The organism is Maribacter sp. 1_2014MBL_MicDiv, from assembly GCF_001865655.1.
In the GTDB taxonomy this organism is placed as follows: domain Bacteria; phylum Bacteroidota; class Bacteroidia; order Flavobacteriales; family Flavobacteriaceae; genus Maribacter; species Maribacter dokdonensis.
In genome coordinates this window covers 2,742,393-2,759,600 of the sequence record NZ_CP011318.1, presented here as the reverse complement: position 1 = coordinate 2,759,600, position 17,208 = coordinate 2,742,393, and the positions used below count along the sequence as shown (strand labels likewise).

General features: G+C 35.3%; 12 protein-coding genes. 7 read left to right on the top strand and 5 right to left on the bottom strand.

Annotation, left to right across the window (positions count from 1 at the left end):
- Positions 1-82: 82 nt before the first annotated feature.
- The 3 genes from YQ22_RS11520 to YQ22_RS18955 are packed head-to-tail and all read right to left on the bottom strand — an operon-like array spanning position 83 to position 2,967.
- Positions 83-793 (bottom strand): ion transporter, encoded by a 711-nt coding sequence (locus YQ22_RS11520; protein WP_071341317.1) that lies wholly within the window; start codon positions 791-793, stop codon positions 83-85.
- 6 nt (positions 794-799) lie between these two features.
- Positions 800-1,804, bottom strand: coding sequence for a GTPase ObgE (obgE, locus tag YQ22_RS11515; RefSeq protein ID WP_058103873.1), 1,005 nt, complete (start codon positions 1,802-1,804; stop codon positions 800-802).
- A 53-nt stretch (positions 1,805-1,857) separates the two neighbouring features.
- Entirely contained in the window at positions 1,858-2,967 is a 1,110-nt protein-coding gene (locus tag YQ22_RS18955) for an adenylate kinase (protein WP_083414243.1), read from the bottom strand.
- A 135-nt stretch (positions 2,968-3,102) separates the two neighbouring features.
- On the opposite strand from YQ22_RS18955, the gene YQ22_RS11505 reads away from it, so the two are divergent.
- The 5 genes from YQ22_RS11505 (at position 3,103) to YQ22_RS11485 (ending at position 12,005) form a co-directional block, all read left to right on the top strand.
- Positions 3,103-4,257 (top strand): 5-(carboxyamino)imidazole ribonucleotide synthase, encoded by a 1,155-nt coding sequence (locus YQ22_RS11505; protein ID WP_071341316.1) that lies wholly within the window; start codon positions 3,103-3,105, stop codon positions 4,255-4,257.
- A 5-nt stretch (positions 4,258-4,262) separates the two neighbouring features.
- Positions 4,263-4,754: a 5-(carboxyamino)imidazole ribonucleotide mutase gene (gene purE / locus YQ22_RS11500; RefSeq protein WP_071341315.1), complete on the top strand. Its 492-nt coding sequence runs from the start codon at positions 4,263-4,265 to the stop codon at positions 4,752-4,754.
- Between the two features lie 380 nt (positions 4,755-5,134).
- Positions 5,135-7,159: a M3 family metallopeptidase gene (locus YQ22_RS11495; RefSeq protein ID WP_071341314.1), complete on the top strand. Its 2,025-nt coding sequence runs from the start codon at positions 5,135-5,137 to the stop codon at positions 7,157-7,159.
- 273 nt (positions 7,160-7,432) lie between these two features.
- Complete coding sequence (locus YQ22_RS11490) at positions 7,433-11,599, top strand: PAS domain-containing protein (protein ID WP_071341313.1); 4,167 nt, start codon at positions 7,433-7,435, stop codon at positions 11,597-11,599.
- Between the two features lie 7 nt (positions 11,600-11,606).
- The gene (locus tag YQ22_RS11485; protein ID WP_071341312.1) at positions 11,607-12,005 is read left to right on the top strand and encodes a response regulator; all 399 of its coding nucleotides are present in this window, start codon (positions 11,607-11,609) and stop codon (positions 12,003-12,005) included.
- Between the two features lie 33 nt (positions 12,006-12,038).
- Here the strand turns inward: YQ22_RS11485 and YQ22_RS11480 are convergent, their stop codons facing one another.
- Complete coding sequence (locus YQ22_RS11480; protein WP_071341311.1) at positions 12,039-12,392, bottom strand: rhodanese-like domain-containing protein; 354 nt, start codon at positions 12,390-12,392, stop codon at positions 12,039-12,041.
- Between the two features lie 71 nt (positions 12,393-12,463).
- On the opposite strand from YQ22_RS11480, the gene YQ22_RS11475 reads away from it, so the two are divergent.
- Entirely contained in the window at positions 12,464-13,018 is a 555-nt protein-coding gene (locus YQ22_RS11475; RefSeq protein WP_058103880.1) for a sigma-70 family RNA polymerase sigma factor, read from the top strand.
- Positions 13,019-13,243: 225 nt separating this feature from the next.
- On the opposite strand, the gene YQ22_RS11465 is transcribed toward YQ22_RS11475, so the two are convergent.
- Positions 13,244-14,071 (bottom strand): hypothetical protein, encoded by an 828-nt coding sequence (locus YQ22_RS11465; RefSeq protein ID WP_071341310.1) that lies wholly within the window; start codon positions 14,069-14,071, stop codon positions 13,244-13,246.
- Positions 14,072-14,200: 129 nt separating this feature from the next.
- Here YQ22_RS11465 and gcvP point away from each other — a divergent pair, with 129 nt between their 5' ends.
- Positions 14,201-17,053 (top strand): aminomethyl-transferring glycine dehydrogenase, encoded by a 2,853-nt coding sequence (gene gcvP, locus YQ22_RS11460; RefSeq protein WP_071341309.1) that lies wholly within the window; start codon positions 14,201-14,203, stop codon positions 17,051-17,053.
- The last annotated feature ends 155 nt before the right edge of the window (positions 17,054-17,208 follow it).

Here is a 17,208-nt window from a genome sequence, read left to right as displayed (position 1 = left end):
ATTATTATGTGATTTCACACATGTATTCGATTAAATGTGCTTTCTAAAAATATAACCGTTCTAGTACTATATTCCAAAACCGCTATTCGTCTTCCTTTTTATCTACAGATTTAGTTAAGGCTGAAGAAATAATTCCCGTTGGAATAGCTACGATACCTAGACCGATCATAAGAATAAAAAATGTAAATACCTTACCTCCAACTGTAACAGGGTAAACATCTCCATATCCCACGGTTGTAAGAGTTATAATTGCCCACCAAAGACTGTCAAAAATTGAGGAAAAATTTTCTGGTTGCACTTCATTTTCAAAATAGTAAATACCAACAGCAGAAAAATAAATCAAAATCAACGTAACTATTAGGAAAAGCAATATTTCTTCTTTTGCCAATGCTATAGCTTTTGTAAAGTGTTTGATAGCTCTATTGTATCGCATCAACTTTAAAATACGGAATAATCTTAAAAACCTAAGTGCTCTTAACGATCTTAAATCAATACCCAACGCTAAATAAAACGGGAGTATGGCCAAAAAATCAATAACGCCATAAAAACTGAATACAAAGTTTAATTTATGATCGGCCACATAAATTCTCAGTAAATATTCTATTGAAAAGATTATTACACAAAAAACTTCTATTGCTCTTAACACTTTCCGGGTAGTTACATCTAAATCCGGAATGGTTTCATAAGAAAAAGAGATAATGGAAATAAAAATCAAAGCCTGAATAAAATAGGCAAACACCCTACTTTTTCTAATATCATTAATTTCAACAATATTTTTGAGATACTGTTTCATCAATAATTATTCTGCGTTAAGCATAGCCCAAAGTTTATCTTTTAATTCTACTATACCCATTTGGGCAACTGAAGATATGAACATAAAAGGTGTATCGCCAAACTCGGTATTGAGCTCTGCCTTCATTTCGCTCATTAATTCATCGTCCAACATATCACTTTTAGAAATACAGATAAGTCGTTCCTTATCTAACAATTCCGGATTATAGCGGCGCAATTCATCCAACAAAATTTCATATTCCTTACTGATATCTTTACTGTCTGCAGGAATTAAAAACAATAAATTAGCATTACGTTCTATATGTCTTAAAAAATAATGGCCCAAACCTTTACCTTCTGCGGCACCTTCAATAATACCAGGAATATCTGCCATTACAAAACTTTTGAAATCACGGTACTCCACAATCCCCAAGTTTGGTTTTAAGGTGGTAAACTCATAGTCCGCAATTTTTGGTTTTGCAGAGGTAATTACAGATAATAAAGTTGATTTCCCCGCATTTGGAAAACCTACCAAACCAACATCTGCCAATACCTTAAGCTCAAGTAAAAACTCGCCTTCTAAACCATCTACACCTGGCTGTGCATATCTTGGTGTTTGGTTGGTGGCCGTTCTAAAATGCCAGTTACCTCTACCGCCCATACCACCTTCCAAAAGTATTTTTTCTTCGCCATGTTCCGTAATCTCAAAAAGGATTTCTTTGGTTTCAAAATCCTTTATTACAGTACCTAATGGCACATCTAAATAAACATCTTCCCCATCTGCACCGGTACTTCTGCTCTTACTACCATGTGCCCCATGACCTGCCTTAAAATGCTTTTTGTATTTAAAGTTCACCAATGTCCAAAGGTTTTCATTACCGCGAACAATAATGTGACCTCCACGACCACCATCACCACCATCCGGACCACCTTTGGTAATAAATTTTTCACGGTGCAAATGCACAGATCCCTTGCCTCCTTTACCAGAAGCCAAACTTACCTTAACATAGTCTACAAAATTACCTTCGGTCATTAGTATCTTTTCAGTTCAAAATCCTTGCCGATTACATTAAGACAAGGTTCTTATTATTTTATATCCTCTATCACTTTGGTTAAACGTTCGGTAATTTCTGCAATTGTACCTATTCCGTTTACACTATGAAATTTACCCTGCGCTTCATAGAACTCCTTTACAGGTGTGGTTTTTTCGTTGTATTCGTCAAAACGATTTCTAATCTTGGCAACATCTTGATCATCACTACGACCGCTTACTTTACCCCTTTCCAAAAGGCGCTCTATTAATATTTCATCATTTGCCTCTAAAGCAATAGTGGCGTTAATGCCCATATCTTTAGACTCTAAGAAATTATCAAGTGCTTCGGCCTGTGCAGCAGTTCTTGGGAAACCGTCAAAAATAAAACCATCGGCATCTGGGTTTTTCTCCACTTCGTCCTGTAGCATTTTAATAGTAACCTCATCTGGCACCAACTCACCTTTATCAATATATGATTTGGCCAAAGTACCTAACTCCGTTCCATTTTTAATATTGAATCTAAATACATCTCCAGTAGAGATGTGCTTTAAATTATATTTTTCCTTTAAGAATTGTGCTTGTGTGCCCTTGCCGGCTCCTGGCTTACCAAAGAGTACAAGATTGATCATATGTTTTTGGTTTAATTGGTATACTTCTTTTAAGTTTCTTCCTTGCTCGTTGTAATCTAGCCCATATCCTACAATAAAACTATCTGGTATGGCCAGTCCGAAATAATCTATGGCGTACTCCCCTTTGTAAACATCTGGTTTATAAAAAAGACTGGCGATTTTAAACTCTTTTACCTTCGTCTTCGAGAACAAATGCACAAGTTGCTGCAAGGTACGCCCGGTATCGATAATATCCTCTAAAATGATAACACTTCGTCCTTCAATATTATCGGGCACATCCAATAAGGTTTCCACTATGCCCGTTGAAGTTAAGCCTTGGTAGGAACTCAATCTTACAAAAGATACTTCACATGGATGCTCATAAGCCTTTAAAAGGTCAGAAACGAACATAAAAGACCCGTTTAGAACACCAACAAAAATAGGCACCTCATCTTTATAGTCTGCCGCTATTTGATCAGCCACAGATTTAACGGCCTGCAAAATTTCAGACTCGCTTAGAAAAGGTTTGAAAAACTTATCGTGAATTTGTATCAATTTTCATAGATTATCAAGGTTTGCAAAGATAAGGTATTGCCTTGTGTTTTTAATTAGAAAGGAATTGGTTTCTAAGATTTAACCGTATTTTTGTAACACTTAAGGCATTTTATTACTTGCCAAAAGCACAATTATATGAATTATTTTTCTTCAGATTTCAAATTAGGCATTTTAGGAGGTGGTCAACTTGGCAAAATGATGCTTTACGAAACCCGAAAATGGGATGTATTCACAAAAGTTTTAGACGCATCGGCAGATGCCCCAAGCAGAATGTCATGCAATAAATTTGTACAGGGCAGTCTTTTAGATTTTGATACGGTCTATAATTTTGGAAAAGATGTAAACATACTAACGATAGAAATTGAAAATGTAAATTTAGATGCCTTAGAAAAATTAGAAGATGAAGGTGTAAAGGTATACCCACAGCCTAAGGCTTTGCGTATTATTCAAAATAAAGCAAAACAAAAATTGTTTTATGTGGATAACAATATACCTACCGCAGATTTTCAGCGCTTTGCCTATTTGAGCGAAATTGAGGATAGTGTTGGGAACGGAGGATTAAAATTTCCTTTTGTTTGGAAAGTAGCTCAATTTGGATATGACGGACAAGGTGTTAAAGTAGTTAGAAGTTTAGCCGATTTAGAAGGATTACCTACCGGCGAATGTATTGCAGAAACCATGGTGCCGTTTAAAAACGAATTAGCCGTAATTGTTTCTAGAAATGCGGAAGGAGAAATAAAAACCTACCCTGTGGTAGAAATGGAGTTTCACCCAGAAGCCAACCAAGTGGAATATGTAATTTGCCCTGCACGTATTAATGATAAAGTTGCAGATAAGGCAAGGGCTTTAGCACTTAAAGTAGCCGACAAAATAGGCTTGACAGGATTACTTGCCGTTGAAATGTTCCAAACCGAAGATGATGAAATTTTGGTGAACGAAGTAGCCCCAAGACCTCACAATAGTGGACATTACAGTATTGAAGCAAGCTATACCAATCAATTTGAGCAGCACATAAGAAGCATTCTTGGTCTTCCATTAGGAAATACAGACAGTAAAGTAGCCGGGGTTATGGTAAACTTAGTAGGTGCCGAGGGCCACACGGGTAATGTCGTCTACAAAAATATAAACGAAATTTTAGCTATGGAAGGTGTTACCCCGCATATTTACGGAAAAGCACAAACAAGACCATTTCGTAAAATGGGTCATGTAACCATAGTTAACAGTGATCTCAATAAGGCAAGATCTATTGCCGAAAAAGTAAAGGAAACAATTCAAGTGATTTCAAAATAAATAACATGAGTAAAGTAGCCGTAGTAATGGGCAGCACAAGTGATATGCCCGTAATGCAAGATGCCATAGATATTTTAAAAGGTTTTGATATAGAGGTAGACGTAGACATTGTATCTGCCCACAGAACACCCGAAAAATTGTTCGATTTTAGTAAAAACGCACATACCAATGGCTATTCGGTAATTATTGCAGGTGCCGGTGGTGCTGCACATTTACCAGGTATGGTAGCATCAATGTCCCCGTTACCTGTTATAGGCGTACCTGTTAAAAGCAGCAATTCTATTGACGGTTGGGACTCTGTACTCTCTATACTTCAAATGCCAGGCGGTGTTCCAGTTGCTACCGTAGCATTGAACGGAGCAAAAAATGCAGGTATTCTAGCCGCCCAGATCATTGGTAGCTCAGACAAATGTGTATTGGACAAAATCATTCTTTACAAGGAAGGTTTAAAGCAGAAAGTAATAGATGGCGCTAAAGCTGTAAATGGCAATACTTAAAATATTAGGAATGCACTAGCATTGTTATTAATTAGCCAACATTTCACAAAGCAAAACATATGAACAAACCAACCATTGTTTGTATTTCTATAGCTATTTTATTAACGCTCATTCTCTTTATTTATAAACGTAGATTTCACACTAAATACTTAAAACTGTTATTTCGCTTTTTTAGTACATTTCTACTCTTATACTTACTTATTCAATTTTTAGTTTTTATTCGTTGGGAATATTTTGTTCCATCAAACACAACTAATGATATTGCTAGAAATTTTGCTTTTCTTACAGGAGCTGTTTTTTCATTTACGATATCATTCGTAATTTTATTAATTGATTTTCTCATCAAACTTCTGAGAAACAAAAAAACTTAACATACGGCAATGAATCCATTATTATCCCCATTTGACACCGCTCCATTTTCAAAAATAAAAAACGAGCATTTTAAGCCAGCATTTTTACAATCTATAGAAGATGCAAGAGCGGAAATAGATGCCATTACAGAAAATACAGATGCACCAACATTTGAAAACACCATTGAAGCCCTAGAATTTTCGGGTCAGCAATTGGATCGCATTTCAAGTGTATTTTTCAATTTGAATTCCGCAGAAACTAATGAAGAGATTCAAAAAATAGCTCAAGAAATTTCTCCGCTTTTATCTGAATTTGGCAATGACATTACTTTGAACGAAGCACTTTTTAAAAGAGTTAAAGCCGTGTACGACCAAAAGGATAATTTAGAACTTACTGTTGAGCAAAACACACTTTTAGATAAGAAATATAAAAGTTTCAGTAGAAACGGTGCTAACTTATCTGAAGATAAAAAGAAACGTTTACGTGAAATAGATGCCAAACTAGCGAAATTGAAATTGACATTTGGCGAAAATGTACTTGCCGAAACCAATAAGTATCAGTTACACCTGACAGATGAGTCTGATTTAGATGGTTTACCGGAAGGAGCAAAAGAAGCTGCTGCACAATTGGCAACTTCAAAAGGCAAAGAAGATGGTTGGTTGATTAGCTTGGATTACCCTAGTTATATTCCGTTTATGAAGTATGCCAAAAACCGCGCATTACGAAAAGAACTTTCATTGGCTTTTGGTAGTAAAGGTTTTCATAAAGATGAATTGGATAATCAAGAAAACGTGCTGGAAATAGCAAAACTACGCTTTGAAAGAGCCAATCTATTAGGCTATAAGACCCATGCCGATTTTGTACTGGAAGAACGTATGGCAGAGACGCCAGAAAAAGTACATTCCTTTTTAAATGAATTGTTAGAAAAAGCGAAGCCAGCCGCAGAACGTGAGTTTAAACAATTAGAGGATTTCGCCAAAAAACTAGACGGAATTGAACGACTTGAAAAATGGGACAGTAGTTATTATTCCGAAAAATTGAAACAAGAGCTTTTTAATTTAGACGACGAGAAACTAAAGCCATATTTTAAATTGGAAAATGTCATCAATGGCGTTTTCAAAGTAGCTGAAAACCTATTTGACCTTCAGTTTGAAGAGGTAAACGACATTGAAAAGTATCATGACGAGGTTAAAACCTTTAAAGTTTATGATGTCAACAAGAACTTCATTTCATTGTTCTATGCCGACTTCCACCCCAGAGCAGGAAAACGTGGTGGTGCTTGGATGACTTCATTTAAAAGCCAATGGAAGCGTAACGGAGAAAATGTGCGTCCGCATATATCCAACGTGTGCAATTTTACACCCTCAACAAAAAGCAAGCCTTCGTTACTGACTTTTAACGAGGTTACTACCTTATTCCATGAATTTGGACATGGCTTACACGGCATGTTGGCGAACACTACCTACCCTAGCCTATCAGGAACATCTGTATTTTGGGATTTCGTAGAATTACCTAGTCAGGTTTTAGAAAACTGGTGCTATGAAAAAGAAGCTTTAGAACTATTTGCCAAGCATTACGAAACTGGGGAAACCATACCGATGGTACTGGTTGAAAAAATAAAAGAATCCGCAACTTTCCAAGAAGGTATGCAGACGCTACGTCAGTTGAGTTTTGGGTTATTGGATATGTCATGGCACGGAATAAACCCAACAAGCATTACCAATGTAAAGGCTCATGAAGATGAAGCATTTAAAGATACCAGTCTATACCCAGACACCCCTGAGACTTGCATGAGCACAGCTTTCTCTCACATTTTTCAAGGAGGATATTCATCTGGTTACTATAGTTACAAATGGGCAGAAGTGTTAGATGCAGATGCATTTGCCTATTTTAAGGAAGAGGGAATTTTCAATAAAGAGGTTGCCACCAAGTTTAAAGACCATGTGCTTTCACAAGGAGGCACAGAAAATCCTATGGTGCTTTACAAAAGATTTAGAGGTGCTGGACCTAAAGTTGAGGCATTATTAGAACGTGCCGGCCTACTTACCAATTAACATACTGAAACACTTTATAACAGCTATTAAAATATATAATCAACATGTATTTTAATAGCTGTTCTTTTACCAACATGTGCATGTAGTAGGCTGGAAAACATGTACTTTAAATATATGTGCATTAAGGCGTGCAGCCTTCTAAAAAGACCTAATAATTATAAAAACATACTCTATTTCAAATATTTAAGCATAAATTGTAAGTATCAATACCAGAATTTACAACTACCGTTTATACCATAAGTCTTAGTCGGCCATTATTAAACACTTTTTGAAATGGAGAAAGAGAACACTCTTTTAGAAAAGAACCAACTATTTTCAGCAACCAAAAAAGTTGCTCAAATTGGTATATTTCAGTTAGACTTAACATCCAATTCCGTTTATTGGAACGATGATTTAAAAGAAATTCACCAAGCCCCTCTTAGCTTTTCTCCATCATTAGAGGAATTGTATGGCAATTGCACTAACGTTTTTCAAAAAGAACTCCTTTTCAATTTGCATAAAGAAGCTATTAATGAAGGCATGCCATTTGAAATATCTTATGTAATTCTAACAAAACAAGGGCAAAAACGCAATTTGCGTACTACTGTTCAACCTATTTTCAAAGCTGGGCGTTGCACTAATCTTCACGGAACCACGGTAGAGGTTTCTCAATTTGAAAGTTCAAATATTAAAACGGTTCAATATACAGAGCAATTAAATACCGCGGAAATTCTAGCAAATTCAGGATCGTGGAAATGGAACATTATCACAGATGAATTAATTTGGTCCGATAATTTCTATACTATTTTTGACCACAAAAGAGATACTCCAATATCATATGATGTCTATTTGAATTATGTTCACAAAGAAGACAGAAAAAAAATTTCCGCCAAGTTTGAAAGTGCATTAAAGAATAAAATATTTCCAGAATCTATATACCGTATTGAATTAGCAGATGGCACTATAAAGACCCTTAACTCTTCAGGGAAGGTCATAATTAATGAAAAAGGCGATGTTGTTTCTTTGATGGGCACCTGTCAAGATATTACAGAGCAGGTAGCTAAAGAACAAGAATTATCTGAAAAAAAACAACAATTAGAACTTTCTGAAAGCATTAATAAAGCAGGTTCATGGCTATTTACAATAGCGAATGGAGAATTTAAATGGTCAGACAATCTGTATACTATTTTCAACCTGGCTATAGGTGAAAAAATGAATTTTGAAAAATTAAAAAAATTCATCCATCCAGAAGACATAGGACTCATTAATGAAAAACTTGAAGAAATAATCAAGGAAAAGAAATCACACACTTTTACACATCGTATAATTCTCGATAATAATACTATTAAAATTGTCAAAGTAGTTTCTGATGCCTTAACTAATGATAGCGGAGAAGTTGTTGAGCTAATAGGAACCACACAAGATATAACCAAGAGATTAGATGTTGAAAAAGAATTAAAGGAAAAAAATCAGCTGTTAGATTTTGCCGAGAATTTGACAACTATGGGTTATTGGAAATACAAACCGGAAACGGATGATGTGTTTTGGTCAGACAACTTATACACCATATTTGATATTTCAAAAGAGAAAAAGATAACTTTTGATACTTATTTTGATAAAATTCATCCAGCGGACAAAGACATTATAAAAACAAAAATAGACCAATCTATTAGCGAACATAAGTTCCACGATTATACCCATAGAATTATTACGGACAATAACATCATTAAGACCGTTCAAATCTTAGGCAAAGCCACTTATAATGCACAAGATGGTTTACAAGAGCTTTTAGGCGCCTGCTTAGACATTACAGAAAACCAATCCAAAGAATTGGAACTTGCTCAAAAAAACCATCAGCTGAACAGTGCTGAAAAAATGGCCAAAATCGGTTATTGGCATTGGAATACCGCCTCTAATGAAGTGTATTGGTCAGATAATTTACATGCTATATATGATCACGATAAAAACAAACCCCTAAATTTTGAAACCTATATAAGTTATATACATAAAGATGACCGGGAAGCTATATCCACAAAACTTTCCAATGCAATGGTTGCCGGTGATTTTCCAAATTCCACTTATAAAATTCAGTTAATTGATGGCTCAATAAAAACGATAAAATCCATTGGCAAAATAGTTAGAAACCAAAATGGGGAAGTTCTTGAAATGTCAGGAACATGCCAAGATATTACAGAAACCATACGAAAAGAAACTGAGCTAATTCATAAAAACCAACAATTAAGCTTAGCTGAACAAATGGCAAATTTAGGGTCTTGGCAATGGCTACCCGAAAAAAATATTTTTAAATGGTCCGATAATCATTATAGAATATATGGCTATGAACCAGGAGAACATATTGATTTAGAAAAGTCATTGGCAAAGATTTATCCGCCAGATTTAGAAAAAGTCAAACAAGTTTCAGCTGAAATATTAAAAGGAATAGAGCACCATCATTTAACCTATCGCATTCAATTAGACAGAGACACCATTAAGGTATTAGAGGTTAGAGGAGTAACTAGAACAAATGAAAATGGTGACTTAGAAATTACTGGAACAACTCAAGATATTACCCGCCGAGTAAAAGCCGAGCAAGAAATCAACGAAAAAAACCGTTTACTTTCTGTATCTGAAGGAATGGCAATGATGGGATCCTGGAAATGGAATCCAGGCACTGGGGTCTCAACTTGGTCAGATAATCTTTACCAGATCTATGGTATAGATTTACACACTCCAATTACAATTGAATTATTTTTATCTAGAGTACACCCTAATGATGTGGATAAAGTTAATAATCACATTGCCAAAATTCTAGAAACACGCAAAAGTGAAAAAATATTAACCTTTCGTATTATAAAAGGTGTTAACTCAATTCGATCTTTAGAATTAATCGCTGAAGTCATAGAAGATAAACATGGAAATATTTTAGAATTAATTGGATCCACACAAGAGGTAACCGACAAGGTTAAAGCCCGTAAAGAGATTAAAGAAAAGAATCAACTTCTATCCTATGCTGAAGAAATTTCCAACATGGGATCTTGGCATTGGGACTTAGATCGGGATATTTTAAAATGGTCAGACAATCTGTATAAAATTTACGGTTTAGAAGTAAACACTATCATTAACATAGAAAAGTTTTACTCGCAAATACACCCAGACGATATAGCCCAAGTTAAAGCATTAATAACAAAATCTATCAATGGTGACGAGAATATTAAATTATTATCATTTCGTATTATTTTAGACGATGGCACAATTCGCTCCATTGAATCACGAGCCGAAACTAAAAAAAATCATTTAGGAAAGGTCGTTGAACTGGTAGGCACAGCCCAGGACATCACTGAAAAGCTAAAAATTGAAAAAGACATATTGGAAAAAAACCATATGTTAAATTTTGCAGAAGAGCTGGCAATGATCGGGTATTGGCAATTAAACGTCGCCAATGACTCTTTTATATGGTCCAATAATATGTATAGAATTTTTGGTTTTGAAATAGGCATAGATGTTAATTTTGATTTAATTCTATCGCATATTCATCCAGATGATAAACAGATATTAATTCATAAAAAGGAAAACACCATCTCGACCAATTCCCTAGAAAAATTCACCCAAAGAATTTTGCATCAAGATGGCAAAATTCGATTCAGTGAAATAATAGGCAAAGTAATTAAAGATTCATACGGTAAAGCCATAAAAGTTATTGGATCGTGTAGAGATATTACAGATGAAATTTTAGCACAAAAAAAGATCTTAGAAACTAATAAAAACCTAGAGGAATCTACTGTAAAACTTACTGCACAAAACAAACAGTTAGCAGAGTTCAATCAAATTACATCACACAACTTGCGTGCTCCAGTAAGTAATTTAAATGCTTTACTGAAGCTTTATACCAAAACGCAAAGTGAAGGTAAAAAAATCGAAATATTTGAAAAATTTGAAATTGTAATAGAACGCCTTACCGAAACCTTAAACGCTCTAGTAGAAACCATTACCATAAAAAAGAATGGTGTTGAAATCATGCCTAAATTAGAATTTGAACAAGTATTGCTCAAAACAAAACAAACACTAGTAGCAAATTTATTAGAAACTAAGGCTAAAATAACTTATGATTTCTCTAAAGCTAAAAACGTAGATTACAACCCTATTTATTTAGAAAGTATATTCTTAAATTTAATAAGCAATGCCATAAAGTACAGATCACCTGATAGAGTTCCGCAGATTTTTATCACCTCAAAAAAGGATAATAATAGAACTGTATTAGAGTTTAAAGATAATGGCTTAGGTATAGATTTAAAAAATCATGGTAATAAGTTATTTGGACTTAACCAGGTTTTTCATAAGCACCCAGAATCAAAAGGAATAGGACTATTTATAACTAAAGCACAAGTATTGGCCATGGGAGGATCAATAACCGCAGAAAGTGACGTTAAGATAGGTTCAACTTTTATTATAACACTAAATTAAAAACGAAATGAAAAATAATATAAATGTATGTATTATAGATGATGATGATGTTTTTCAATACACCATTTTACACACCTTGCAAGTACATAAATCTGTTAACCATATTATTCCTTTCACAGATGGTGCAGAGGCAATGACATTTTTAAAAGCCAACATCAATAATGACCAAGAGTTACCAGACGTCATATTTTTAGATATAAATATGCCCGTAATGGATGGTTACGGGTTCATGCAGCAATACGAAAATCTAATTCCCAACCTAGCCAAAAAAATAACGGTATATATATTATCATCATCCGTAGACCTTGTTGACTTTGACAAGACTAAGAAGATCAACCAGGTAACAGATTATATAGTTAAACCAATTAGAGATAACCAATTGACCAGAATTCTTGCTGAACTTTAAATCTCAATAATTATGCTGACACTATAAAAAGACTCAGTCCTTACTGGAATAAGCATCATATCCACCCTGTAGGTCTACAACATTATTAAAGCCCAATTCTACCAATCTTGCTTGAGATTTTAAACTTCTACCTCCCTTTTTACAAAAGACATAAACTTTTTTAGTCTTATCAAGTTTTGTCACTTTTTCGTCAAAATCATTAGAAAGCCAGTTGATATTGATTGAACCATGTATACTACCTTCTTTATATTCTTGTGGCGTTCTAACATCTAACAGTATTTCCTTAGCGCTATCAAATCCATTAAACTTCGATATTGGTTGCGACTCTATTTGTGCTAAAACACAATGACTACTGACAATTAGAACAAATAATAGTATATTTCTCATGATTAAAGTGTTTGTTACCAAAAGTAAACATTATACCTAAAATTATTTTACTTTTGAAATGCAGAAAAAAAATGGAAATACAAAACCTCAATCCAGACAAGTGGGTAGATCTCTATGCAGATTACCTTTTTAATTACGCCGTAACTAGGGTAAGCGATGCTGAAATTGCAAAAGATCTTGTTCAAGACACTTTTATTGCCGGATTAAAATCTGCTAAAAACTTTAAAGGTGATGCTGCTGAACGCACATGGTTGATCGCCATATTAAAGCGTAAAGTTATTGACCACTACCGAAAAGCAAATTCAAAAAAAGGAAAGGCCGAGGTACGTATGAGCTACAGCTCACAAACCGATGCCGAAGGAGATTGGATCGAAGAGCGCATAGCCGATCCCAATAGTAATTTTGAAAATGACCTACTTGAAAATGAAGAACTAGGTCTTGCTATTCAAAATTGCATTTCCAAATTACCTAAAAAACAAGCCGAGGTTTTTACCATGAAAACTATTCAAGGTATGGAAACTGAAGATATTTGTAATGCTTTAGGAATTAATGCGTCTAACCTTTGGGTAATGATACATAGAGCTAGAACTAGCTTAATGGGTTGTTTAAATCAAAATTGGTTTTAATTATGATGATTTCGTGTGAAAAGGCTGCAAATATTTGCAATAAAGCCCAATATAAAGAAGCGACTTTTTGGGAAAAAATAAAGTTGAAGTTTCATTTACTTATGTGTAAAACCTGTGCAAAACACAGTAAAAACAATACAAAATTAACATCGCTCTGTAATCAAGCAAGGATAGCTGTTTTGTCTGATGAAGACAAGAAAAAAATGAAAGAAACCTTCAACAAAGCTAAATAACCAACCTCTCTACAAAAATAAATAACAGCCACCAGAATAAAGGTATTGCCTCTACCCAAAAAGAAGAGAAATATTTACCCTGCTCCTTTTTTGTCTTATAAATTACAAGAATTAGTATTGAACATACTAGAGTCATTGCCAACATTCGGTTTATGTCCAATTCCGTTTTTAAAAATGAAGCACCATAAAAGAGTGCAATCCATACATAACCTATAATTTTTGCTCCTTTAACGCCTACCCTCTGTGGTAAGGTCTTTAACAGCAAGCTATCATATTTTAAATCTCTTATTTCAAAAGGAATCAGAAGTATTAGCACAAACAGAAATCGCTGAACCGTTTCTACCTTTATATTCCACGAAATAGTATCAAGCATTGAAATAGCCGGCAGTATTACGGTTGTACCTGCCCAAACGGCAGCGACAATTAAAATCTTCAGTCCGCTTAAGCTTCTAAAGTTTTTATGTCTGGGCAGGACCGGAAGCGCATAAAGACCCGTAATTGCAGCTAACACCAGTAATCCTATAAAAACCCTTTCAGAAAGAAACAACAATTGATAGCCAGCAACAAGCAAACACCCAAGACTAAAAAATTGAATGTTTTTTTGATAGGTATTGGTAACTAGAAAATACTTTTCTGCCTCTACCCCAAATTTTACAAAATTATAGCACGCTATTGACCCAAAAAAGATAAAAAAATAAAGCTCTGGCGGTACGTTTATGTTTAAGGTCAATGCAGTAACATGAACTAAACTAAACACCCCTAAAGACACGTGAATACTAGCATCTAAGTAAAAATCAAAAATCTTTTTGATTATGGTCATTGAACAAAAATAGTTAAAGTGTTTATAACCCTTGGTTTTGGTTAAAAACTTTCACCATTAGACGTCCAACCAAGCACAAATTAAACACATAAAAGTGGTAATTTTGCACTTTATATAACAATCGTATCTATGAAGACTGACGTGTTTGCTCTACGCCATATCGGCATAAGGGAAGAAGACTTAAACAGTATGTTCAATACTGTAGGTGTTGAAAATTTGGAACAGCTTATTTTTGAGACCATACCTGATCATATTCGTTTAAAGGAGCCCTTAAAGCTTGACCCACCAATGAGCGAACATAAGTTTCTTGCGCATAGTGAGGCTTTGTCCAAGAAAAACAAGGTGTTTAGAACATACATCGGTTTAGGTTACCATGAAAGTTTAATACCGTCGGTGATCAAAAGAAACATTCTTGAAAACCCAGGCTGGTATACAGCCTATACTCCTTACCAAGCAGAAATTGCACAAGGCAGACTAGAAGCGCTTTTAAATTTCCAGACCATAGTTTCCGATTTAACGGGTATGGAACTGGCAAATGCCTCTTTACTGGATGAAAGCACCGCTGCAGCAGAAGCTATGACTATGCTTTTTGACGTTAGAAGTAGAGAGCAGAAAAAAAACGCAGTAGTAAAGTTCTTTGTTTCGGAAAAAATATTACCACAAACGTTGTCCCTACTAAAAACGCGTTCAATTCCACTAGGTATCGAATTAGTAATTGGCAAACATGATGAGTTTGATTTTAGTTCGGATTTTTACGGTGCATTGTTACAATACCCAGGGAAATATGGTCAAGTCTATGATTATTCCTCATTTGTATCCACAGCAAAGGAGAACGACATTAAGGTAGCTGTGGCTGCCGATATTATGAGCTTAGTTCTATTAACACCTCCAGGTGAATTTGGGGTAGATGTTGTAGTAGGTACCACCCAACGCTTTGGTATTCCTTTAGGTTATGGCGGACCTCACGCAGCATTCTTTGCCACGAAAGAAGAATTTAAAAGAAATATTCCCGGTAGAATAATCGGTGTCACCAAAGATACCGATGGCAAACCTGCGCTAAGAATGGCTTTGCAAACTAGGGAACAACACATAAAAAGAGATAAAGCCACATCAAATATATGCACCGCTCAAGTATTATTGGCGGTTATGGCAGGTATGTATGGCGTGTACCATGGTCCAAAAGGATTAAGATATATTGCATCTAAAATTCATGCTACCGCAGTTACTTTAACAGATGCTCTTGAAAATTTAGGCTTGTATCAAGTAAATACTGCTTATTTTGATACTATCACGGTTAAGGCAGATTCACAAAAAGTTCGCCCCATCGCAGAAGCCAATGAAGTTAATTTCTACTATGTGGATAACGACACTATTTCAATTGCGGTAAATGAAGCTACTTCACTAAAAGATCTTAACCAAATTATTTCAATTTTTGCCGAAGCTGTAGGTAAAAAGTCATCTGAGATCACAGAACTATTAAGTTCCACATCAATACCTGAAAATATTGAACGCAGCAGTTCATTCATGGAGAACAAGGTTTTTAATTCCTATCACTCAGAAACAGAATTAATGCGCTACATTAAAAAATTGGAGCGCAAAGACTTGGCCCTAAATCATAGTATGATTTCTTTGGGTAGTTGTACCATGAAGTTAAATGCGGCTAGTGAAATGCTACCGTTAAGTTCATCTAACTGGGGCAATATCCATCCATTTGTACCAGTAGACCAAGCAGAAGGGTACCAAACCATTTTACGTGAACTTGCCAAAGACCTATCTATAATAACAGGATTTGCAGATACTTCTTTACAACCAAATTCTGGCGCACAAGGTGAATATGCAGGATTAATGGTCATTAGAGCATACCACGAATCTAGAGGAGAAGCTGAAAGAAATATTTGTCTTATACCTTCATCTGCCCATGGTACCAATCCGGCATCGGCGGTTATGGCAGGCATGAAGGTCGTAGTTACAAAGACCGATGAAAAAGGCAATATAGATGTTGCCGATTTAGAAGAAAAAGCAAAATTACATTCAGATAAATTAGCCGCATTAATGGTTACTTATCCTTCTACTCATGGCGTTTTTGAGTCGTCTATAAAGCAGATTACTAAAATAATACATGACCATGGCGGCCAAGTCTATATGGATGGTGCAAATATGAACGCCCAAGTTGGGTTGACCAATCCTGCGACTATAGGCGCAGATGTTTGCCACTTAAACCTGCACAAAACGTTTGCTATTCCTCACGGCGGTGGCGGTCCTGGCGTAGGTCCTATTTGTGTTGCACCCCAGTTGGTTCCTTTTTTACCTAGCAACCCTGTTATAGAGACCGGAGGAAAAGATGCTATAACAGCTATTTCTGCTGCACCATGGGGCAGTTCCTTGGTATGCCTAATATCTTATGGATATATTAAGATGCTAGGGGAACAAGGCTTAACCCAATCCACAAAAATTGCCATTTTGAACGCCAATTATATCAAACATAAACTTGAAGGTAAGTTTGATGTGCTGTACACAGGCGAAAAAGGACGCGCAGCCCACGAAATGATTTTGGACTGTAGACCTTTCAAGAAAAACGGAATAGAAGTTACGGATATTGCCAAGCGACTTATGGATTATGGTTTTCATGCTCCAACAGTTTCTTTTCCTGTAGCTGGTACGGTTATGATAGAGCCTACCGAAAGTGAAAACCTAGCGGAGTTAGATAGATTTTGCGAAGCTATGGCATCCATTCGTGCAGAAATAGATGAATCTAGTGCTGGTGAGCCCAATAACGTGCTTAAGAATGCACCGCATACATTAGAAATGACAACAACAGATGAATGGAATTTTCCATATTCAAGACAAAAGGCATCTTTTCCATTACCTTATGTAGCCGAGAATAAATTTTGGCCATCTGTTAGAAGAGTTGATGATGCATATGGAGACCGTAATTTAATATGTACATGCGCTCCTATTGAAGCATATATGGAAACGGAATAACTCTCTAATCACCATATTTTAAAGCCTTTTCTAGATTTTGAAAAGGCTTTTTTAGTTGCATCATTTTGAAAAATAATGAACTGACCATCGTAAAATTTATTATGCATGCATATAATTTTTACGCCATTTCATTATATTTCAATTACAATTCAATA

Excerpts from the sequence above, each read along its gene's own strand:
- YQ22_RS11520 (WP_071341317.1), bottom strand. The coding sequence starts at position 793 with ATGAAACAGTATCTCAAAAATATTGTTGAAATTAATGATATTAGAAAA.
- obgE (WP_058103873.1), bottom strand. The coding sequence starts at position 1,804 with ATGACCGAAGGTAATTTTGTAGACTATGTTAAGGTAAGTTTGGCTTCT.
- YQ22_RS11505 (WP_071341316.1), top strand. The coding sequence starts at position 3,103 with ATGAATTATTTTTCTTCAGATTTCAAATTAGGCATTTTAGGAGGTGGT.
- purE (WP_071341315.1), top strand. The coding sequence starts at position 4,263 with ATGAGTAAAGTAGCCGTAGTAATGGGCAGCACAAGTGATATGCCCGTA.
- YQ22_RS11495 (WP_071341314.1), top strand. The coding sequence starts at position 5,135 with ATGAATCCATTATTATCCCCATTTGACACCGCTCCATTTTCAAAAATA.
- YQ22_RS11490 (WP_071341313.1), top strand. The coding sequence starts at position 7,433 with ATGGAGAAAGAGAACACTCTTTTAGAAAAGAACCAACTATTTTCAGCA.
- YQ22_RS11485 (WP_071341312.1), top strand. The coding sequence starts at position 11,607 with ATGAAAAATAATATAAATGTATGTATTATAGATGATGATGATGTTTTT.
- YQ22_RS11480 (WP_071341311.1), bottom strand. The coding sequence starts at position 12,392 with ATGAGAAATATACTATTATTTGTTCTAATTGTCAGTAGTCATTGTGTT.
- YQ22_RS11475 (WP_058103880.1), top strand. The coding sequence starts at position 12,464 with ATGGAAATACAAAACCTCAATCCAGACAAGTGGGTAGATCTCTATGCA.
- YQ22_RS11465 (WP_071341310.1), bottom strand. The coding sequence starts at position 14,071 with ATGACCATAATCAAAAAGATTTTTGATTTTTACTTAGATGCTAGTATT.
- gcvP (WP_071341309.1), top strand. The coding sequence starts at position 14,201 with ATGAAGACTGACGTGTTTGCTCTACGCCATATCGGCATAAGGGAAGAA.